Source organism: Streptomyces sp. NPDC048479, assembly GCF_040651435.1.
Classification (GTDB): Bacteria; Actinomycetota; Actinomycetes; order Streptomycetales; family Streptomycetaceae; genus Streptomyces.
This window is the reverse complement of the sequence record NZ_JBEZKA010000015.1, coordinates 160,946-180,366: the sequence shown is the minus strand read 5'-3', so window position 1 is coordinate 180,366 and position 19,421 is coordinate 160,946. Positions and strand designations below refer to the sequence as shown.

The 19,421-nt window shown below is 68.2% G+C and carries 19 protein-coding genes and 2 pseudogenes; 10 read left to right on the top strand and 11 right to left on the bottom strand.

The window, feature by feature from the left end; all coding sequences use genetic code 11:
• Positions 1–92: 92 nt before the first annotated feature.
• A complete protein-coding gene (locus AB0D12_RS23695) occupies positions 93–653 on the bottom strand; it encodes a hypothetical protein (protein WP_362686227.1) in 561 nt (186 codons plus the stop codon).
• Complete coding sequence (locus AB0D12_RS23690) at positions 617–1,897, bottom strand: molybdopterin-dependent oxidoreductase (RefSeq protein WP_362686224.1); 1,281 nt, start codon at positions 1,895–1,897, stop codon at positions 617–619. Before AB0D12_RS23690 ends, AB0D12_RS23695 begins: the two co-directional genes overlap by 37 nt.
• 664 nt (positions 1,898–2,561) lie before the next feature.
• On the opposite strand from AB0D12_RS23690, the gene AB0D12_RS23685 reads away from it, so the two are divergent.
• A complete protein-coding gene (locus tag AB0D12_RS23685; protein WP_362686221.1) occupies positions 2,562–2,693 on the top strand; it encodes a hypothetical protein in 132 nt (43 codons plus the stop codon).
• 224 nt (positions 2,694–2,917) lie between these two features.
• Here the strand turns inward: AB0D12_RS23685 and AB0D12_RS23680 are convergent, their stop codons facing one another.
• The 3 genes from AB0D12_RS23680 to AB0D12_RS23670 all read right to left on the bottom strand — a co-directional run bounded on the left by AB0D12_RS23680 (position 2,918) and on the right by AB0D12_RS23670 (position 7,685).
• Positions 2,918–3,613 carry a DUF4232 domain-containing protein gene (locus AB0D12_RS23680; RefSeq protein WP_362686218.1) on the bottom strand — a complete coding sequence of 232 codons (696 nt, stop codon included), beginning with the start codon at positions 3,611–3,613 and terminating at the stop codon, positions 2,918–2,920.
• A 232-nt stretch (positions 3,614–3,845) separates the two neighbouring features.
• Positions 3,846–5,951 (bottom strand): elongation factor G, encoded by a 2,106-nt coding sequence (gene fusA, locus AB0D12_RS23675; RefSeq protein WP_362686215.1) that lies wholly within the window; start codon positions 5,949–5,951, stop codon positions 3,846–3,848.
• 501 nt (positions 5,952–6,452) lie between these two features.
• A complete protein-coding gene (locus AB0D12_RS23670) occupies positions 6,453–7,685 on the bottom strand; it encodes an epoxide hydrolase family protein (protein WP_362686212.1) in 1,233 nt (410 codons plus the stop codon).
• 379 nt (positions 7,686–8,064) lie between these two features.
• Between AB0D12_RS23670 and AB0D12_RS23665 the strand changes: the two are divergent.
• Positions 8,065–8,820: pseudogene (locus tag AB0D12_RS23665) on the top strand (creatininase family protein); the annotation flags it as partial.
• Positions 8,821–8,902: 82 nt separating this feature from the next.
• On the opposite strand, the gene AB0D12_RS23660 reads toward AB0D12_RS23665, so the two are convergent.
• Complete coding sequence (locus AB0D12_RS23660; RefSeq protein ID WP_362686209.1) at positions 8,903–9,949, bottom strand: type III polyketide synthase; 1,047 nt, start codon at positions 9,947–9,949, stop codon at positions 8,903–8,905.
• A gap of 575 nt (positions 9,950–10,524) precedes the next feature.
• Here AB0D12_RS23660 and AB0D12_RS23655 point away from each other — a divergent pair.
• The 8 genes and pseudogenes from AB0D12_RS23655 to AB0D12_RS23620 all read left to right on the top strand — a co-directional run bounded on the left by AB0D12_RS23655 (position 10,525) and on the right by AB0D12_RS23620 (position 15,998).
• Positions 10,525–11,463: an aldo/keto reductase gene (locus AB0D12_RS23655; protein WP_362686206.1), complete on the top strand. Its 939-nt coding sequence runs from the start codon at positions 10,525–10,527 to the stop codon at positions 11,461–11,463.
• A gap of 28 nt (positions 11,464–11,491) precedes the next feature.
• Positions 11,492–11,908, top strand: a complete 417-nt coding sequence (locus AB0D12_RS23650; RefSeq protein WP_362686203.1) for a nuclear transport factor 2 family protein — start codon at positions 11,492–11,494, stop codon at positions 11,906–11,908.
• 178 nt (positions 11,909–12,086) lie between these two features.
• Complete coding sequence (locus AB0D12_RS23645) at positions 12,087–13,043, top strand: hypothetical protein (RefSeq protein ID WP_362686200.1); 957 nt, start codon at positions 12,087–12,089, stop codon at positions 13,041–13,043.
• Positions 13,040–13,906: an alpha-L-glutamate ligase gene (locus tag AB0D12_RS23640; protein ID WP_362686197.1), complete on the top strand. Its 867-nt coding sequence runs from the start codon at positions 13,040–13,042 to the stop codon at positions 13,904–13,906. Before AB0D12_RS23645 ends, AB0D12_RS23640 begins: the two co-directional genes overlap by 4 nt.
• Positions 13,907–14,004: 98 nt before the next feature.
• A pseudogene (locus tag AB0D12_RS23635) lies at positions 14,005–14,358 on the top strand (RCC1 domain-containing protein); the annotation flags it as partial.
• An 11-nt stretch (positions 14,359–14,369) separates the two neighbouring features.
• Positions 14,370–14,531 carry an RCC1 domain-containing protein gene (locus AB0D12_RS23630; RefSeq protein WP_362686374.1) on the top strand — a complete coding sequence of 54 codons (162 nt, stop codon included), beginning with the start codon at positions 14,370–14,372 and terminating at the stop codon, positions 14,529–14,531.
• Positions 14,532–14,669: 138 nt separating this feature from the next.
• On the top strand, positions 14,670–15,422 hold the full coding sequence (locus AB0D12_RS23625) for a hypothetical protein (protein WP_362686194.1): 753 nt from the start codon (positions 14,670–14,672) through the stop codon (positions 15,420–15,422).
• Between the two features lie 405 nt (positions 15,423–15,827).
• Positions 15,828–15,998 (top strand): hypothetical protein, encoded by a 171-nt coding sequence (locus tag AB0D12_RS23620; protein WP_362686191.1) that lies wholly within the window; start codon positions 15,828–15,830, stop codon positions 15,996–15,998.
• A 681-nt stretch (positions 15,999–16,679) separates the two neighbouring features.
• On the opposite strand, the gene AB0D12_RS23615 is transcribed toward AB0D12_RS23620, so the two are convergent.
• The 5 genes from AB0D12_RS23615 to AB0D12_RS23595 all read right to left on the bottom strand — a co-directional run bounded on the left by AB0D12_RS23615 (position 16,680) and on the right by AB0D12_RS23595 (position 19,408).
• Complete coding sequence (locus AB0D12_RS23615; protein ID WP_362686188.1) at positions 16,680–16,826, bottom strand: hypothetical protein; 147 nt, start codon at positions 16,824–16,826, stop codon at positions 16,680–16,682.
• 309 nt (positions 16,827–17,135) lie between these two features.
• Positions 17,136–17,507, bottom strand: coding sequence for a fic family toxin-antitoxin system, toxin component (locus AB0D12_RS23610; RefSeq protein ID WP_362686371.1), 372 nt, complete (start codon positions 17,505–17,507; stop codon positions 17,136–17,138).
• Positions 17,508–17,509: 2 nt separating this feature from the next.
• Positions 17,510–17,773 (bottom strand): hypothetical protein, encoded by a 264-nt coding sequence (locus AB0D12_RS23605; RefSeq protein WP_362686185.1) that lies wholly within the window; start codon positions 17,771–17,773, stop codon positions 17,510–17,512.
• Positions 17,774–17,853: 80 nt separating this feature from the next.
• On the bottom strand, positions 17,854–18,288 hold the full coding sequence (locus tag AB0D12_RS23600; RefSeq protein WP_362686182.1) for a DUF5959 family protein: 435 nt from the start codon (positions 18,286–18,288) through the stop codon (positions 17,854–17,856).
• Between the two features lie 388 nt (positions 18,289–18,676).
• Positions 18,677–19,408 (bottom strand): hypothetical protein, encoded by a 732-nt coding sequence (locus AB0D12_RS23595; protein WP_362686179.1) that lies wholly within the window; start codon positions 19,406–19,408, stop codon positions 18,677–18,679.
• Positions 19,409–19,421: the final 13 nt, after the last annotated feature.

The window sequence follows — 19,421 nt, the reverse complement described above, 5'->3', positions numbered from 1 at the left end:
CATGGAGCGCGAGGTCACCGAGGCCCGAGCCCAGGAACAGGGCCATGTCGGCCCCACGCTGCGTTTCCCGCGGCCGCCTACCCGCTTGTTGGTCACGGAGCGGAGTCCCTGCCCGACCCAGGCCCTGGAGCAGACTCCGGTGCCCGCTTCGCCGGGCGGGAAGACCACATGCGTGCCAGCAGCAGGAGAGCGGAGAGGCCGAACAGTACGGCGGTGATCAGTAGCCAGCGGCCGAGGAACACGTCATCGGGCAGGCCGGTGTAAGCCGTGAAGTTGTCCACCTGTCCCAGGATCAGGGGAAAGTAGGTCAGGAGCAGGACGCCGGAGAGGAAGACGGGCACCCGGACGTAGTTGATCCATCCCCACATCGGCGGGCTGCCCTCAGCGGCAGGTTCTCGACGCCGGCCCAGTACTGTCAGGGCGGCCCGGTCGGTGAGCGTATAGAGGGGGAGAAAGACCAGGTCGTGCAGGAGGGCCGCGCCGACGAACCACACGACGACCATCCACGGTTCGTCTCCGTCCAGCAGCCGGATACCCGCATACCCGGCCAGGGCGAAGGAGCACAGCACCAGCAGCAGGTGCAGCGGCGAAGCCCCGTAACGCGCCCGAAAACCCCTCACGCGCCCTCCCCGAAAGTCAGCCGGGTGACCCATTTGGTGTTGTGGACCCCCGGATTGGCCGGGACGATGACGCGAGCCGGATACCCGTGATCCAACGACAAGTCGGCTCCGTTGACCCGCAACGCCAGCAGCGAGCGCGCGTCGCGGACCTGGTTGTCGCGCAGCGTGGCCGAGCGGAAGGCCCCGCTGCGCTGGGCGGATTCGACGAACACACCCGGCGCTCGGTCCACGAAGCCGACCAGTGCGGCGAGGTCTGCCAGCCGCACCCCGCTCCATTCCTGGTCGTCGGTGGACCACCCTTCCACGCAGGCGATGGGCAGCGCCGCACTGTGTTGCGGCAACGCCAGCACCTGGTCGCGGGTGAGGACGCTCTCGCGGCCCCCGCCCCGCACGACCAGCCGCCAGCCGGGGCCGATATCGCGGGCACGGATTCCCACACCTGCCGCGGTCTTGTTGATCTGGAAGCCGTTCGGTCCTTGCCCTGGCTCCTGGCCGTGCGGGGCGAGCAGGGCGGTGGATCTGAGGGAACCGCCGATGCTCTGTCCGGCCGTCACCCCGAGCAGTACCAGGGAGCCCGCCCCCACCAGGCCCAGAGCACCCCGCCGCGACATCGTCGGCGGGGCCGGGTTCGGGGTCACCAGGCCGGTCTCGTCCGCGGGTGCTGCTTGCTTGCGGCCGATCGGGTTGCGCAGCTCGTCACCGAGGGCGCCGCTGCGCAGTGTCCGGATCACCAGGGGAATGCGGAAGGCGATGTGCACAACGAAGGCGCCGATGAACACCCACGCCCCGTAGAAGTGCAGGACGTAGAAGGAGCCGGGAAAGATGTAGTCCAACTGGATATTGAGCACACCGGTGGCGAACTCGAACAACACCCCGCCCACCAGCAGCAGCAGAGACAGCCGTTCGAGCGCCTGGCTGACCGATCTCACAGGCGGCCAGGCGAACAGCCGGGGAATCACCGACCACAGCTTGGCAAGCAGCACCGGGATCAGCACGATGCCGAGCGTGACATGGACGCCCTGGTTGAGGCGGTACAGCCAGTACGGATCGGTGGGCCAGGCGAACAGATAGAAGCCCAGCCACCCCCTCTCGGGGGTCTGGTCATTGCCGGCAAGATCCGGGTTGTAGGCGGCGTAGGAGAGCAGCCCGGTCACGAACAACACCGGGACACCGACGAGCAGAACCGAGCCGAAAACCGACGTCAGCCACGGCCCCCGCAGAGGACTACGCCAAAAACCCGGCCGGGACGGACCGGTCGGTGGGCCCTCCCGCAGCATGTCCGCAAGGTGTTCCCTCGACGCCTTTGGGCTTGAACCGGCCGTTGAAGTACCCGGAGGGCGGTCGCCTCTTTCGCGCCCCTCGGGCGGCTCGCCCGAGGATGTGTCGCGACCCCGGCCGTCAGATTCCTCGTGTCCCGCCGACGACTCGGTGCCGCTCACCCCGCCCGGATGCTCGTTCGCCGCGTTCCCTTGTCGCGCTGACGTGTCGTCAGCGCCACCACGACCCGACCCGCCGGCGCTCGCGGCCGGCTCATCCGCCTTGGACGGCTCGTCCTTGCCGTGTGTGTCGCCCATTGGATCCCCTGTGCGGTTCACGGAACAGCTGGCCACCACTCAACGCCGAACAGTAGACCCGAATGTCAAGAATTGATGGTATTCGTTGCGGTTGCCTTCTGGCGACTCTGGCGCCGACCGACTGTCCCTGCAGCGACTGCCGAGGCAGCGGCATCTCGCCCCTCGAACCCGCTTTATGGAAACTGCCCGCCACGGTGGGGCGAGCGCCTCCACACGTATGCGTCGCCCCGACGCACAGGAAGAGATTCCCTGCGGCAGACGCGACTCTTGTGCGATCGCAGTGGCCGGGCCAACTGCCTCTCACGGCCAAGCAGTCGATGAAACGCTCGCAACAATCGGCCGCGCTCAAACGGTGCGGCTGTGGCAGGTGCCCACCGGTCGCCGCCACTGCGCCCTGCGCGTTGCCGGCGACCTGACCGGGATCGCCTGGCATCCCGGCGCCGATTTGCTCTGCGTCGCCGGCGGAATTGGTACGTACGCGCTGGCCTACGTGCCGTAGACAATCTGCGGCACCGTGGCCCGACAGGGCGACAGACACCTCGTCACACTCCCCCGGGTGTCCCGCGATACGCATGTTGCGGGCCCCGTGGTTCGGTCAGCATGTCGCGTCGTCCCGGCCCGGTCGAGCGCCCCGGGAGCCGCGTCGTCGCGGCGCCGAAGGCGCCCTTGACCGGGCTCTCGGGCACTCACCATTCCGAAGCGGTCACGTTGTGAACACAGGCGTCAGGAAGGCTTCACCGCCGTCACGGCGGTGACGGTCACCTTGTTGTCGCACTCGGCGAAAAGCCCGTCCTCCAGGGCGACTTGGTGCGCCCCCGACCCCGGCAGGCCGACCACCAGCGTCGGGTACACGACGGGCTCGGAGCCGGACTTGCAGTAGCCGTCCGCCTCGCCCTGAACCTGGACGAAGGTCAGCTTCACCCATGCCTTGCCGCCGGGCGCCAGCCGCACCGGAGACGCCGACCTCGTGCGCGTCACCGTCAGCGGAGCGTTTTTCTGCGGTGAACCATTGCCCGCCCCCGCCACCGTCGGGTGGCCCTGCAGAGTGCACGCGTGCCCAGAGGTGTTGGCGAACTCGACGACCGCCGCACCGATGCCCGTGCCCTCAGGGCGAACAGCGGCCTGATACGCGGTCGCCTTCAGCCCCGTCCCCGGACAGGTTCGGGCCTCGTCGCCCGCCGATCCGGTCCCCGAACCCGGCGTCGAGGGAGAAGCGCTCGCCGCCGGCAGCCCCGATGTGCCCCCCTCGGCCGGCTTTGAGGCCGCAGAGTCCGGCGCCCCCGAAGAGCCTCCCGCCGTCGGCGACCCGGACTCCGCTGCATCGCCGCCACCAGGCTGGCACCCTGTCACCAGCAGTGTGGCCGCCGACGCCGCGACCATCGCCATCCCGGCTCTGCGGATGCTGTTTCCGTACTTCATGACGCCCCCCGATTGAGAAGTGGACAGGTACCGGCCTCTCGCCGGCACTCGTCACTGCAGACAGCGCCCGCCGCCGTCAGGTTTCGGCCATTGATCGTCTGTGACACATCGGTGACAATGCCGGATCAATGCAACCGCCCCGCGTCCCACCAGCATCGTCACACCCATCAGCGCGCCTGCGGACGCCGGCCGGATGGCCCCGCCCGGGTGCGGGCGGGGCCATCATTGGGATCTACCGGGACAGCATCCCGTTGGACACCGCGGCCGGCACAGGGGCGTAGCCGATGGTCCGGGTGGTGAAGGTTCCCCGGCCCTGGGTCCGGCTGCGCAGCCGGGATGCGTAGCCGAACAACTCGGCCAGCGGCACGGTCGCGGTGACCACCGTTGTGCCAGCCCGCGCGGCCTGGCCCGAGACCCGGCCGCGTCGTGCCGCCAGGTCGCCGAGCACCCCACCCACGGCGTCTTCGGGCACGGTGGCCGTGACCTCAACCACCGGTTCCAGCAGCTCCATCACGCTGGCGCGCAGGGCTTCCCGAAGTGCGAGCCGGCCTGCTGTCCGGAACGCCATCTCCGAGGAGTCCTTGGAATGGGTGGCTCCGTCGGTCAGTGTGACCCGCAGTCCGGTCACCGGGTGGCCGCCGAGGGGGCCCTCGGCCAGCGCGTCCCGGCAACCGGCCTCCACCGCGCGGATGTACTCCTGCGGCACCCGTCCACCAGTGACGGCCGACCGGAACACGAAGTCCCCTGCGCTGCCGCCGGCGTTGTCACCGGCGTCGCCGGCCGCTGTCTGAAGGGCATCCACGTCGAGGACGACGTGTGCGAACTGGCCGGCGCCTCCGTCCTGCTTGACGTGCCGGTACACCAGTCCGGACACCCCACGGGCGACCGTCTCACGGTAGGCCACCCGCGGCCGCCCGACGCCCACATCCAGCCCCTGGGCGCGGCGGATCTTCTCCACCGCGACCTCCAGATGCAACTCGCCCATCCCCGACAGCACCGTCTGGCCGGTCTCGGGGTCAGTCCGGACCGCCAGTGAAGGATCCTCCTCGACCAGCCGTGCCAACGCCGACGCCAACCGGCCGGTATCGAGGCTCCTGCGGGCCTCGACCGCTACAGAGACGACCGGATCGGCCACCGTGGGCGGTTCGAAGACCAACGGCGCCGCGGCTGTGCACAGGGTGGCCCCCGCACGGGCGGCCTTCAGCCCGATCACGGCGACGATGTCCCCGGCCACCGCCCTGTCCACCTCCGCGTGCCGGTCGGCCTGCACCCGCAGGATCCGGCCGACCCGCTCGGTGCGGCGCGCGCCTACGTCGAGCACTGCGTCTCCCTTCTGGATCGTTCCCGAATACACGCGCAGGTAGGTCAGGCGCCCAGTGGCAGTCGAATTCACCTTGAAGACCAATGCGGCGAACGGCGCCGCCGGGTCGCAGGCTCTCTCCTGCACCGTGCCGTCCAGGGTGCCGCGTACCGCCGGCACGTCCAGAGGCGACGGGAGGTACGCCCCGACAGCCTCCAGCAGCGGCTCGATCCCGCAGTTGCGGTATGCCGATCCGCACAACACCACCACGCCCTCACCACTACGGGTCAGGTCGCGCAGTGCTGCGGCCAGAGTCTGTGCGCAGACCGTCGACTCCGTGCAGAACTCCTCCAGTGCAATCGGGTGGAGTTCCGCCACGGCCTCCTCGAGCAGTCGGCGGCGACGGTGCGCCTCCTCCCGCAGGGCGTCAGGCACTGGGCCCTCCTCGAACGTGTCGCGGCCGGCGCCCCAGACCAGCGAGCGCATACGCAGCAGATCCACCACCCCGGTGAACCCGTCCTCCTGCCCGATCGGCAGCTGGACCACCAGCGGGACCGTATGCAACCGTTCCCGGATCGACTCGACCGCCGTGTCGAGATCGGCACCGGCGCGGTCCAGCTTGTTGACGAAGGCGATCCGCGGCACTCCGTGCCGGTCGGCCTGCCGCCACACCGACTCGCTCTGCGCTTCGACTCCCGCGACAGCATCGAACACCGCGATCGCGCCATCAAGCACTCGCAGCGAGCGCTCGACCTCGTCGGAGAAGTCGACGTGGCCCGGTGTGTCGATCAGGTTGATCCGGTGACCGTCCCAGACACAGCTCACCGCCGCGGCGAAGATGGTGATCCCACGGTCGCGCTCCTGTGAGTCGAAGTCGGTGACGGTCGTGCCGTCATGGACCTCGCCCCGCTTGTGGGTGGCGCCAGTGACGTACAGGATCCGTTCGGTGATGGTGGTCTTGCCGGCATCAACGTGGGCGAGGATGCCCAGATTTCGGACGCCGGTCAGCGGACTGGTGGTATGCAGGTCGGTACGCACGGCCCAAGGCCTTTCAGGATGATCGAGATCAAGGCAGCGCGATACCCGGACGAAACGGCCTGGGGTCAAGCCGGCAGTATCCCCTGATCCAGCATCATTCGCGGGTGCAGCACGACGGCATCGGGATGTACTCGGCCAGTCGGCTCACCGGGCAGGCAGGGATCAGGCGTTCGTCACGGACGTCCAGTGGCGGCCGCGCAGCCGGCACTGGGCACACATAGACATCAGGATCACGTCGTACCGTGAACGGGGAACGACGACAGCGGTGCGGTAACGCACGGTCGGCTCCCCTCACTCGTCGAAGCGCGCACTGCGATGTCGTAGCAGCGCGCGACGCGAGTGTAGTAAGCCAGGATGAGCCCGTGCACCGGATTTTCGAGCCCGGCGGTCCGGGCGGCTTTCGCCGTGAACCGCTCGACCGCCGCGGTCCAATGCCTTCCAGCCGACGAGGATCCGACAGGGCCGCCTCGGTGGGTCCGCATCCCGGATGCGGTCCGTGCCTCAGCGGCGGCTCCGGAAAGTTCGGCGCACGTCGTCGATCCAGGCGCCGGGGACTTCCCAGGGGATGAAGTGGCCGCCTTCGTCGTGGGCGGTGAGATTGACGTGGTTGTACCAGTCGGCGCGGTCGCCGGCGAGCCAGTTGTCGACGCGCTGCTGTGCGGTGGTGACGCCGGGCGGGTTCTCGTAGCCGACGAAGGTGATGCCGGTGGGGGCTTCGATGGCGGGCGTGCGGGGGTGCGCGGGGGTCCAGGGGTAGCGGTTGGCGTTGGCGTAGTAGCGCATCGAGGTGCCGATGGCGTTGTTGGCCCAGAAGATTGTGGCGTGGGTGAGGAGGTCGTCCTTGGTGAAGACGGTCTCGATGTCGCCGTGGTTGTCGCTCCAGTTGACCCAGCGTTCCAGGATCCAGGAGAGCAGGCCGACGGGAGAGTCGCTCAGACCGTACGAGAGCGTGCTGGGGTCGAGGACTTGGGCGGCCAAGTGGACGGCGAAGCGGCGGTCGAAGGCGATGATCCGGGCGTGGATGTCGTCGGGCAGTCCGTCGGGGATGGGCCGGCCTCCGCTGAGGTCCCAGGCGCGGTCGCCGTTGAAGAAGGTGAGTTTCAGACCGGAGCCGATGTGGATGCCGTGGAGCTCGTCCGCGTACTTGTGGCCGAGTTGGCCGGTGACCAGGGCGCCGATGTCGCAGCCGCCGGCGGCGTACCGGGTGTGGCCGAGGATGTCGGTCATGAGGGTGTGCCAGATGTCTGCGACCTTCCAGAAGTTCATGTCCGGGTGATCGGGCAGCGGGGTGGAGAAGCCGAAGCCGGGCAAGGAGGGGACGATCACGTCAAAGGCGTCGGCCGGGTCACCGCCGAAGGCGGCGGGGTCGGCGAGGGGGTCGATGACCTTGGACCAGTGCCAGAAGGTCCAGGGCCAGCCGTGGGTGAGGATGAGCGGGATCGGGGCGGGGCCGACTCCGGGTTTGCGCATGAAATGGACCGGTACGCCGTTCACACGCACCTGGTAGTGCTGGTAGGCGTTGATGGCGGCTTCGGCCTTGCGCCAGTCGTAGTGGTGGAGCCAGTACTCGGCCAGTTCCTGGAGGTAGGCACGGCCAACGCCGTAGAACCAGTCGCTGTTTCCGGCGTCGTCGGGCCAGCGGGTGAGCTCCAGTCGTTTCCTGAGGTCGTCCAGTACGGCGTCGGGCACGTGGACGGGCGTGGGGTCCAGCGGGAAGCGCGGCGTGTCTGCCACGGTGGATTCCTTCCTGTACGGGAGGAGCGGCGCCGCCGGGTGTCAGAGCCCGCTGTCCATGAGCGCGGCCATGCGGGTCAGCGCGGGAAGGGCGGCGGTGTGGTGAGAACCAGTGGAGTTCACCGCCGCGGAGCTGATGGCGTCGGGGCGGTATGCGGACCAGGTGCCATTTGTGATCTTTCTACAACATGCTGGTCAGAAGCCTGGCGGGGCTCTCGTTCGCGCACAACACTCGCTCCCCGAAAGAATGGCCCGGCAGGTGAACGCGGTTCGACGCAAAGCCAGTCAAGGGGGAGCTTCATGAACGACGGGTACTCGATTTTCGCTCGGACGATCGCTGACCTTACGTACCCAGAGGTAGAGGCGAGCCGAGCGGGGAGCATGCGTTCTGCTGCCCACCGGGGTCATCGAACAGCACGGCCCTCACCTGCCACTGGGCACCGATGCCTACGGTGCCTACCAACTCTGCCGACTCGTGATGGCAGAGCTGGAGCAGCGCGGGGTGGAGGCTCTGATCGCCCCGCCGGTCTTCTGGGGGATCAACCAGGTGTCGTCGGCGTTCGCCGGAACGTTCCGTACCCGCCCCGAGACCGCTGTAGCTCTGCACACCGACATCCTGGACTCCCTGGCCACGGACGGGTTCGACCGGATCTTCGTGATCAATCATCAGGGGGACATCGCACACAACCAGATGCTGCTGGACGTGGTGCAGCGCCAGCACGAGCAAGGACGCGCCGGAGTCGTGCTGCTGGAACCCGACTTTATCGCCGACCGGCTCGGTTGCTCGCCGACCCCCGCTCTGGCCTCCTTCGCCATGCAGCCGTTGTTTGAGGGCCTGGAACTGACGGGCGAACTCGGCGTTCACGCCGAAGAGATCGAAAGCGCCCTGATGATGCGCTGGTTCCCCGAACTCGTCGACTACGACGCCATGGCCGGACTGAAGCCGACGGGCCTGAGCCCCAATGACCTCACAGAATGGCGGAAGGGAGGCGAGCACGCCCGCCGGGTGACGCCGCAGGGATTCTTCGGTGCACCCAGCCCCCGTGACCCCTTCCTGTGGCGCTTTCACCAGCGCATGGCCGCAGCCATGGCGGATCTTGTGACCGCGTCGCTGTCACCTTCCCATCGAGCCTAACGATGGTGCGGCATTCATCGGTCGGTTCATGTCGACGAACCAGCAGATGATCTCACCTGCAAGATCACTTTGAAGACGGACCCTAGCCGGACCAGGTGCCGAGACTCATCTCGGCAGTGATGCCGGGCCCGAATCCGGCCAGCAGTCCTTTTTGCCCCTCAAGGGTTGATGCCTCGTCGAACATGCGGGCCAGGGCATCGAGCACCACGGCGCTGGCGATGTTGCCGTACTCGGTGAGCGTGGCGCGACTGAAGCGGAACGCTTCCGGGCGTACGTCGAGGAAGCGGCTCAGGTCGTCCAGGATCCGCGGACCGCCCGCGTGGATGACGTAGAAGTCCAGCTTGGAGGCGTTCCACTGGTGCTGTTCGGCAACGGCACGCAGCGCCGGGGCGAGCGGCTCCATGGTCCCGGGCACGCGCTTGTCGAGCTGGAAGTGGAACCCCGTCGGCCGGACCGCGTAGGAGATCCAGTCCTCGGTGTGAGGGATGAGGTACGAGCCGTTGAATTCCAGTCGGATCCCGATGCCACCGTTGCCTCGGACCGCTGCGGCGGCGATCCCGTCGCCGAACAGGCCATTGGACAACAGCGATCCCACGCCCAGGTCGCTGGGCTGGTAGCACAGCGAGCAGAACTCGCAGGCGACGACGAGCACATTGGCGTCGGGGTACGCCGTGCAGAAGTCGTGGGCGCGGTTGACGGCCGCACCGCCTCCGGCGCATCCGAGTTGCGCGATGGGCAACTGCCGTGTTTCCGGGCGGAAACCCATTGTATTGATGAGCCATGCGGTAAGCGACGGCATCATGAAGCCTGTGCAGGAGACATAGACGATCAGATCGATCTCCTGCGGCTCGAGTTCCGCGTGATCGAGCGCCTGGCGCACCACGGCGGGCACTCGGGCTTTGGATTCCGCTTCGTAGACGGCGCTGCGGGCATCGAACCCCGGGTGCTGCAGCACCTCTTCTATCGGCTGGATCAGGTGTCGCTTCTGTACCCCAGTGTGCTCGATCAGACTGAGGATCAGAGGGAGTTGCGGATGGGCTGCATGCAATCGCGTTGCCAGTTCGAGGGTTTCCTCGTTGGTGATGACGTTGTCAGGTACCGTTACTGCCGGTTTGCACAGAACCGCCATGGATATCCTCCCAGCGTCTGATGGTCCATACGGCACAGCCTTGGCCAGACTTGGGGTCATTCATCAGGTGACACGCGCGCGGCTTGATGCGCGCGGGGGGCGAAGAGCGCCCAGTGGTTCCGGCGGCGTTGGCCGACAAGTTGGCCGACAATCCTGAGACGGCGCAGACAGCCTGAGACGGCGTAGACACGCCGACCGTCGCGAGCAGAGCGCTCGCCATACGACTGGATCCGCATCCGCCACGCGGTTGGCCAACGACCCACAACGCTACGCCAGGCGGGTGGAGCGTGCATGCCGACCGGGGCACCGGTTCACATCCGACGCGAGGGTCACCCGTTCGGAGCATTGCAGCTGGTCATCGGCCGGCCGGTCGGTTGAAGTGGACGGTGGATTCGTTCGACCTCCGCAGCCGTCCTGTGCGCTCCATGCCGCCTCTGGACCGGCGCAGGCGCCGACAACGGGCGCCGTCTGATCGCCGGGGACCGGCGGCACCGCCGGCATCTGCCTCGGCATGTGGACCACCAGTGGTACGCCCACCCTGCCCATCGCGCTGTCCGGCCCGGAAGGACCCCCACATGACGCCAGCAGCACCCCCGGAGAACAACAAGCAGCTGACCATCGGAGGCGACCTGACAATCAACCGCCTCGGCTTCGGCGCGATGCACCTCACCGGCCCCGGAATGTGGGGCCCACCGGAGGACCCCGACAACGCCATCGCCGTGCTCCGCCGCGCCGTGGACCTGGGTGTCACCTTCATCGACACCGCCGACGCCTATGGGCCCGGCGACAACGAACGCATCATCCGTGAAGCTCTGCATCCCTACCCCGGCGAACTGGTGATCTGTACGAAGGGCGGCATGCTGCGCTCCGGGCCGGATGACTGGCCGGACGAGGGCGAGCTGTACATCGTCCCCCTGGGCCGTCCGGAATACCTCCGCCAGCAGGTCGAGATGAGTTTGCGCAACCTCGGCGTGGAACGCATCGACCTGTACCAGCTGCACAGCATCGATCCGGCCGTCCCTCTGGCCGACCAGCTCGGCGAACTGGTCAGGCTCCAGGAGCAGGGCAAGATCCGCCACATCGGCATCTCCGGACAGCCCGGAGTCACCGTGGAGCAACTCGAGCAGGCCCGCAAGACCGCGGCCCTCGTCGCAGTGGAGAACCGCTACAACGTCGCCGACCGCGTCGGCGAAGAAGCCCTGCGTTACGCGGAGGAGCACCGTATCGCGTTCATCCCCTGGTTTCCCATGGGCCACGGAGAGCTCGTCGGGCCTGACGGTCTGCTCACCCCGATCGCCGCGCGGTACGGCGTGACGGCCTCGCAGCTCGCCCTGGCCTGGCTGCTGCACTGCTCACCGGCCACCCTGCTGATCCCGGGCACCGCTTCCCTCACCCACCTGGAAGAGAACATGTGCGCGGCCGACATCCGGCTGAGCGACGACGACTGGAACACCATCACCTACGAAGTCGACCGCAGCCGGTCCGCCGGCATCGCCCCCGTGCCGGTGCGGTGAGCGTCAACCACGCGACGACGGAGGACTCATGGACACCTCATACGTGCACCCCAATGCCACCGTTCTGCGCTCCTTGTACGCAGACCTCGCCCGAATCGCCGACTACGTCGATGACGACGTGGTGCTGCACACCGCGCAGCGAGGGATCGTCGGCCGGCCGTCGAAGGTACACGGCAAGGAAGCCGTCCTGGCGCATGAACGCGACCTCATCCGCCTGACGGGCCACACCCTGGTCATGGACGTGGAGCACATCACGGCCAACGACGAGTTCGGGGCGGTGCTCGGAACACTGCGAGCACATCGCGACCGCCGGGACATCGCGATGCCCTTCTGCGGACTGTGGCGCTTCAAGGGCGGCAGGATCGTCGAGCACTGGGAGCACGCGTATGACCCGCTGCTCCTCGACCGGTCCCTGACCGGCGGTACCGAACCCGTGGCGCCCTGAACGCCGGTCGGCCCCGCCGAGCCCGTGCGGGCGCGGTGGGGCCGAAGCCCGTCCGGTTGGGCACAGAAAGCTCAGCCTGGGCGCCGGGGAGATCGCCGCACGGTGTTCATGACATCCTGTGACATCACAACTCGCCGGGACTGGATCGGCGGACGTCCGGGGGTTACGGGGAAGGTCGATGAGGCTCTGCTTCCTGGTGGAGGAGCACTACCGTCACGACGGCATGCCGATTGAGGTGATCCGTCAACTGACATCTTGGGGGCACCAGGTGGACGTGCTGCGGCCGGGCGGTTCCCTGCTGCGCATGACCGAGACGGTGCAGGCGGGCACCCATGACGCCTGGGTTCTCAAGACCGTCTCCGGCGGCCCAGGGCTCACCTTGCTCGAAGCCGCGGCCGCGGCCGGGATGACGACAGTCAACGACGCCCGGTCGATACGAGGTGTACGGGACAAGGCACTGGCCGCGGCGATCGGTCGCAGCCGCGGGCTTCCTCTGCCGCAGACCTACGCGGCGGCGCGGCCGGAGCTGCTGGCGGAGATACCGGCGTCGGAGTACCCGCTGGTCGTCAAGCCCGCCGACGGAAGCTCGGGGCGGGCCGTGTACCTGGTGTCGTCACCGGATCGACTCGCCGCAATGGTCCCCGAACTGGCGAGGGAGGGCATGCTCATCGCCCAGCCGTATGTGACCAACCCGGGCATCGACGTCAAGGTGTACTGCGTCGGCGGCGAGCTGTACGCGACCGAGCGCTGCTCCCCGCTCCACCCGGACCGCTCGGTGCGAGAACGTCGCGTCCCGCTGTCGGCCGAGGTGGCCGGGATAGTCGCCCAGGTCGGGGCGGTCTACGGCCTCGATCTGTACGGCGTGGACGTGCTGCTGGGACCCGACGGTCCTGTGGTCGTCGATGTGAACGATTTCCCGAGTTTCCGTCAGGTCCCCGACGCGGCGGCCCGGGTGGCACGAGCCGTGCTCGGGCTGGCCCGCACAGGCCAGGCGTCCGGCGCGGCCACGCTGCCCTCCCCCCGTCCGCCGGAACAGCACAGCGAGGCCGGCGGGTCGTCGTTGACACCGCGCCCGCACCCTGCGCAGGTCCCGACTCAGGTGCAGGTTCCTGCGGCGGCGGGTGAGAGCGCATGAGGATTGGTCTGATCACGCCCGAGCCCGACCATCCGCTGCTGGCCGACACCGCCGCCCTGCTCACCCCCGAGCATCGAGTGGAGACGCTGGACCCGAAAACGGTGGTCGACGTCCTCGAGCCGCTCGCCGACGTCTACCTGCTGAAGTCGCGTACGCCACGTGCCCTGGCCCTCGCCCGCGACCTGGAGCAGCGGGGCGCCCCAGTGGTGAACTCGGCTGCGGCGACCGCTCTGTGCCAGGACCGTACGGCGATGGCGGAACAGGCCCGGCGGGCCGGCCTTCCGTTCGCCGCTACCCGCACCGTCACCGCCCTCACTCAACTGGCGTCCGGCCCACGGCTCCCCGGCCCGGTCGTGGTCAAGAGCCGCCACAGCCGAAAGCACGACCTGGTGGCCCGCATCGACAACGACAGACAACTGCGGGAGCTCGCCGCCGCATACCCACAGGAGCCGGTCGTGGTCCAGGAGTTCGCACCGAACAGCGGCTGGGACCACAAACTGTGGGTGGTGGGAGACCAGCTCTTCGCAGCCCTGCGCCGTTCCGAACTCTCGCCCGCAGGGCAGGGCTCCGCACGCCCGCTCGCCCTCGATGATCTGCCGCCCGGCTGGCCCGCCTTCGCGCGCCGGGTCGGCGAGGTCTTCGAACTCGACGTCTACGGCGTGGACGTCATCGACACGGGCGATGGCGCCCCGCTGATTGTTGACATCAACGCCTTCCCCGGAGTCCGGGGTCAGGCCGGTGCTCCGGAGGCCCTGGCGGCACTGACCTTGCGCAGAACCAACCGGTCATCGACTGCCGGCATGCGGCGGGCGACTGGGGCGCGGGGCAAGTCGAGCGCGACTGCAGCCACTCCTGCTTCCTGACAGGCAGGCGTCGCATTGTGCGGGGCGTCCGGCGTGTCCGGGGGACATGGGCGCGAGGCTCCGAGACCAATGGCAGGTGATCGGTTCACCCAGGCGTCGTGGGAGGGCGCGGCGGGGCCATACCTTGCGAGGACGCACATGAGGAAGCTGCTGCCCACACGGCTGCGTGTCTGCGGGGAGTCCGCCGGTCCCCCGCGCGCACCGGCCCCGCGCCCGCCGGACGGCGGGTCCTGCTGCCCGCCCTGCTGCTGGGCCTGACGGCATGGCTGGCGCCCACCCCGCAGGCTGTCGCCGACCCCCAGTCGGGCCACGCCGCCGCCTCGCAGCGAACCATCAAGGCCTGGGGATGGAACCAGTACGGCCAGGTCGGTGACGGCACCACCACCGACCGCCTCACACCCGTCACCGTCCCCGTCCTCACCCGCGTCCGCGCCATCTCGGCCGGGGCGAACCACAACCTGGCATCGCCCTGCTGTGCGACGGCACCGTCAAGGGCTGGGGGCACAACCACACCGGGCAGCTGGGCGACGGCACCGTCACCGATCGCCAAACGCCCGTCCCGGTCACCGGGCTCGCTGGCGTCCGCGCCGTCTGGACAGGCGGAGGTCACAGCATCGCCGTCTGAGCCCGCGCCCACGCCGCCGCTTCGCTCCCCCACCAGGGAAGCGGCGCGGGAGCGAAGCGGCTGGTGTGCGGGAGCGTCCCCGCGTACGCGGGGTGAGGCTGAACGAAATGACGTTGGGTTCCTTGGCCTGAATCAGGGATGATCTCCGCCGTGGCAGAGAAAGCGAGTGCGGGATCGGGAGCGAGTTTCTACAACGAAGCCGGACGGTGGGATGAGCGGCTGAGTTGGGCATACGGTCTCGTAGCGGACGATCCGGGAGAGCGGGCGGCGGCGCTGACCCAGTCCAACAGCCACAGGAAGACCTCCGACGCTCACGACCGGATGCACGAAGCGTGGCGACGAAGGTTGCCCCTGGACAGGAACAGGGCCGCCGGAAACTACTACGAGGCCCTGAGGCATTCGCTGCCCGGGGCTTTGTGGGACCGCCCACCCGGCACAGACATCGCCGCGTGGCCCGGCCTCCCTTACGCGCTTCTCTACCTGGAGTGGGAGGCGAGATATCCGCATGAGTGGACACAGCATGCCAAGGCATGGGGCACAAAGGAGCACATGATCCGAGCCCTGGCTGTCACTCACCGCGACAAGTCCACCCGAGCCAAGCTCGCCGACCTGATCGAGATCGTCGTACAGCGTCCCTACCGCTGCAAGGACCACGAGTATGTACGCGTTGCCCGGGCCGTGGACAGCGATGACCTGCGCGGCAGGCTCAACACGGCCGCCCGCACGGACAATCCATGGGCGCGACGCCACGCCGGCTACATTCTCTGGCTTCTCGATCGCCCCGAAGTTCCCCATACACGTCACGTCTGGCGACAGTGGCTGACGTCAGAATGCAGAGAGCAAGTGCTGCCCGACCGGCCAGATGGAGAGCCGGCTGAGGCCGCCTACTGACACGGCTCATGACTAACCCATCGACATCCGATTTCCAAATCCGCTGACATTTCGATACCCAACGGCAATGAATTCCATATCGAGGTTGATCGCCGTTTCGGCTTGCCGTCACCGCAACGCATTCACATAACGGCGACTTCCGTCCCGGGCACTCTAAGCGGCAACTGACCTGCGGCGTTGCCCTTCAGAAGCAGATGCTTAGCCCGCCGCCCATCTCCTGACCAACTGAATTGCGCGCGCCGGTGCGGGCTGGTGCCGGACTTTGTCTTCGGAGCCGCCGAAGGTCTCGACAACAGGGGCGCCAGCAGCGGTCGACTGCGACGCATACCCGAAATGCGCTCTTCGTATTCGCATGCAAGTCTGGTAGCAGCCCATCGTCCGACATCCGCTACAGGAGGCACGATCGTGGGCAAGAAACAGAGTCGGCAGAACCGCGGCGCCCGCACCGGCGGCCATGAGCGCAGCGCCACCGTGGAGGCGAAGGAGCAAGTGAAGACATCGGCCGCACATGAGACGGTGCGCCCGATCTCGGAGCCGGTCTCCCATAAGCAGCAGCGGAAGTTCGGCCACAACTGACCCTCCGGCGATGTTTTGCCGTCAACGTCGGCAGGGTCAAGGTCCCTTCCCAGCCGGTCTCCGATATCGGAAATCAGCTCCTGACGGGAACGTCGGCAGGCTGCCGCCGCTCCCGATAAGTGGGCTGCCTGCACGCCTGCGAGCAGTACGACGCTGCCCGCCCCGGGCCCGCCACCGCTCACGATCGGGCCGTCGCAGACCCGGCACGTGCCTGGAGACCTTGCTCCAGCGCGAGCCGGGACGGGAAGAGCTCGACGAAGGGCCACCCGAGACGACCGGCCAGCGCACGGGCGACTCCAGCCGACTCACGGCCACTCCGACGAGATGACCGTCAGCGACGGCGACGACGCTCGGATGAAGTGCCTGGAGCGCGGCGACGACATCGGAGAGCCGGAACACCGGCGGCAGCTCGGGACTGGTCGCCTCGGTGTCCAGTCGGACGACCGCTTCCAGATCGTCCGGAGCAAAGCCCCTCACGTACCGGCCGGCCACGCTTCGCCTCCAGTCGGCGTCGCCCCTCCTCCCATGATCGGCCCCCGCTCACGACCCCGCCTGTCCGGTGGACAGGAACCAGCCGGGCGCCGGGTGGCGTCGGGGCCGAGGAGGTCGTGTACGGCTTGGGGGCCGGGGTTGCGGCGTCCGCCGGCACGCACGTGTCGGCGGACCGGGACACCTCGTCGGTCAGGCACCCAGAGTCTGGCAGGCAGGGCAGAGCTCGTAGCGGCCATCGTTCACCACGCTCCCCCAGCCGCGGCACTCGTCGCAGTCGCGAGCCAGGGCGATGTTCGCGCGGGGGGCAGGAGCGTTGGGGTGGGCTCCAGTGGTCATCAGGTCATGTTCCTCGGGTAGAGGGCTATACATAGCAAAATTATGACATAAGGTGCATATCTATGCAACGACTTCCTGTGACTCGGTACGCGTGGATCACATCGAGCTCGCGTCGGCCGCAGCCCGGGCGGCGCGCCATGCCGGTACCGCTACCCAGGGTCCGCCGTGAAGCGGCCAGGGGGCGCTCGAAAACCTCGGCGCCCACGTAGCCCGCAGATGCATTTCGAGCCTGCCGTGGGTGGCGGTCGCCGTCGGCGGAAGGGGATCACATGCGTCACCCACGGCCCCTCCCGGGCTCGTCACAGGCGCTTAGGGCCGCCAGGTGCGCAGGTGCTCGGCGACGCGGCCGGCGGTGCAGCGCGGGTCGTACAGGTCGCGAGCCAGGGCAGTGAGCTCCTCTCGGGTGGGAGCGACGGGGACGCCACTGGCCTCGAGGTACATGACGGCGACGGCACAGGCGACCGTGAGGTTGGAGCGCTCCAGCCACCGGCAGCGGCCCAGCGTGTGGACGAGAGCAGCGGCGCGCGCGAAGGGGCCGCCGTAGACGGGTTGCTCCAGGAGCTCGGCGCGATGGCGGGCGACTGCACTGATGGGCACGCCGAGGTCGTCAGGGGCGGGATCGCGGTGGCCGGCACGCTCGGCCACCTCCAGGACCCAGGACAGATCGACATGCAGGGACATGCTCACGCAGCGGCGCCCCGCGGACTGGTGGCGGTGCCGTACTGCGCGTCCATGCCGGCTTCCAGGTCGTCGAGAAAGGCACCGTGAGTGTCGATGAGGCGCTGGGCGGCGGCCATGCCTGCCGCCCGGGCACCGGAGGTGTCCTCGGCGATGAGACGCTCGATATACCGGTTGAAATCGAGGCCGCGGGCGGCTGCGGCGTCCTTTCCGGCGGCGAGTACGCCGGGCTCGATTCGCACCTGCGTCTGCTTCTTCGCGCTGCTCATACAACCGAGGGTAGCAGGGTGGTAGCAGCCAAGGGGGCTGGATTGGACTGGCGGCACAACTCGCGGGCGCGCATGCGGGTTCAGGCGTCTTCCAACGGCCAGGTCTGCAGAACCTGGTCCAGGCGGTGATAGGCGTCGTCGAACCAGGCGTCGGTCAGAACGACAGTGACCGTCACGGTAGTGAGCGACATCGAGCGGTCCGCGATGGTGACGTGGGCCCGCTCACCGTCCGGATCGAGCTCGATGAGCATCTCGGTCGTGCGCTTGCCCTCAAGCCACGCGACGTCCGCCCCGCCATCGAGCGCGTCCAGGACTCCCTGCCACACCGTCAGGTCCTCTGGGAAGATCCACGTCGCGATACTTCCGCGTACGAAAGCGGTGTCGACGATGATCTCTCCGACCAGCGCGTCGGTGCGGGGTGGGTCCTGGGCGGACTTCTTCCCGGTGATCCGTACGATCACGCTGGTGCCCTCGCCCTCCAGACTGATCAGGTCGATCGGACCCTCGGACGCCATCGCTGCTCCCACCCTCCCCGGTACTTGTGCCCGGCACCATAGCCGACGGCGCTGACGCCGTCTCACCGACGTTGATACTGCATGACACGTGCGCATGGTGTGGAGAGGAGCAGTTCGCGAGCCCGGCGGGCCCGCCGCAACGCGAGGGGACCACGAGCGCATGATCTCCCACGTAGCCGGCGCACATCCATTGAGCCACCACCACGCTCATGAGCAGCCACCTGGTCAGGCTGTCCCGGCAAGCCCAGCAGCCGCCAACCGGCTCTCGCGGCCGCATGAGATCCGGACCCCGTCGACCTGCACCAGCTGCTGCTGACCGACGCGTCGGTGGACACCGTGGTGTACGTGCCGGCGCTGCCCCATATGCCGTCGCTGCAACCTGTCCCGGTTACCGGAGGGTGCGGAAGCGCGCTGCGTCACCTATGCGCTCGGCAGTCCTCCTGTACGCGAACCAGGGCATGAAGAACTGGGTGGTCGGTCCGACCGCCAGTGCATACAGCACGGTGCCGACACCCACGCTCCCACCGAGCAGCCAACCCACGGCGAGCACGGTGATCTCGATCAGGGTGCGGATGAGCCGGATGGAACGCCCGGTTGCGGCGGACGCGCCGGTCATCAGCCCGTCCCGGGGCCCGGGTCCGAAACGCGCGCCGACGTAGACGGCGACAGAGAATCCGTTGAGGAGGACACCACCGACGAGCAGACCGACCCGGGCGGGAAATCCGAGGTGCTCGGGGATGAGCGAGAGACCGAGATCGGCTGAGTACGCCAGGACGATGATGTTGGCGAAGGTGCCGAACTTCGGCCTCTGCTCGAGGGGGATCCACAACAGCAGCACGAGAACACCCACGACGGCGGTGATCGTGCCGAAGCTCAGGAAGGTGTGGTGCTCCAGACCCTCGGACAGGACGGTCCAGGGGGTGACGCCCAGCGAGGCCCGGACCGTGACCGCGAGGCTGAATCCGTACAGGGCGAGGCCTATGAACAGTTGGGGCAGGCGTCGCAGCGGCCGCTCGCCGAGCGGGACGTAGGTGAGTGGGGGCGGGGGCGGGCCCATACGGGACCTGCGCGGAGTCGCGGTGCGATCCTCGTGACCGCGGTCCGTGATGTCCTGGTGCATGCCTGGTTGCCTC

What these genes read in the sequence shown, in the direction of transcription:
- AB0D12_RS23645 (WP_362686200.1), top strand. Translation starts at nt 12,087, where the DNA reads ATGAGGCTCTGCTTCCTGGTGGAGGAGCACTACCGTCACGACGGCATG.
- AB0D12_RS23610 (WP_362686371.1), bottom strand. Translation starts at nt 17,507, where the DNA reads ATGTCCCTGCATGTCGATCTGTCCTGGGTCCTGGAGGTGGCCGAGCGT.
- AB0D12_RS23690 (WP_362686224.1), bottom strand. Translation starts at nt 1,897, where the DNA reads ATGCTGCGGGAGGGCCCACCGACCGGTCCGTCCCGGCCGGGTTTTTGG.
- AB0D12_RS23640 (WP_362686197.1), top strand. Translation starts at nt 13,040, where the DNA reads ATGAGGATTGGTCTGATCACGCCCGAGCCCGACCATCCGCTGCTGGCC.
- AB0D12_RS23595 (WP_362686179.1), bottom strand. Translation starts at nt 19,408, where the DNA reads ATGCACCAGGACATCACGGACCGCGGTCACGAGGATCGCACCGCGACT.
- AB0D12_RS23695 (WP_362686227.1), bottom strand. Translation starts at nt 653, where the DNA reads ATGGGTCACCCGGCTGACTTTCGGGGAGGGCGCGTGAGGGGTTTTCGG.
- AB0D12_RS23615 (WP_362686188.1), bottom strand. Translation starts at nt 16,826, where the DNA reads ATGACCACTGGAGCCCACCCCAACGCTCCTGCCCCCCGCGCGAACATC.
- AB0D12_RS23680 (WP_362686218.1), bottom strand. Translation starts at nt 3,613, where the DNA reads ATGAAGTACGGAAACAGCATCCGCAGAGCCGGGATGGCGATGGTCGCG.
- AB0D12_RS23650 (WP_362686203.1), top strand. Translation starts at nt 11,492, where the DNA reads ATGGACACCTCATACGTGCACCCCAATGCCACCGTTCTGCGCTCCTTG.
- AB0D12_RS23605 (WP_362686185.1), bottom strand. Translation starts at nt 17,773, where the DNA reads ATGAGCAGCGCGAAGAAGCAGACGCAGGTGCGAATCGAGCCCGGCGTA.
- AB0D12_RS23660 (WP_362686209.1), bottom strand. Translation starts at nt 9,949, where the DNA reads ATGGCGGTTCTGTGCAAACCGGCAGTAACGGTACCTGACAACGTCATC.
- AB0D12_RS23625 (WP_362686194.1), top strand. Translation starts at nt 14,670, where the DNA reads ATGATCTCCGCCGTGGCAGAGAAAGCGAGTGCGGGATCGGGAGCGAGT.
- AB0D12_RS23600 (WP_362686182.1), bottom strand. Translation starts at nt 18,288, where the DNA reads ATGGCGTCCGAGGGTCCGATCGACCTGATCAGTCTGGAGGGCGAGGGC.
- AB0D12_RS23655 (WP_362686206.1), top strand. Translation starts at nt 10,525, where the DNA reads ATGACGCCAGCAGCACCCCCGGAGAACAACAAGCAGCTGACCATCGGA.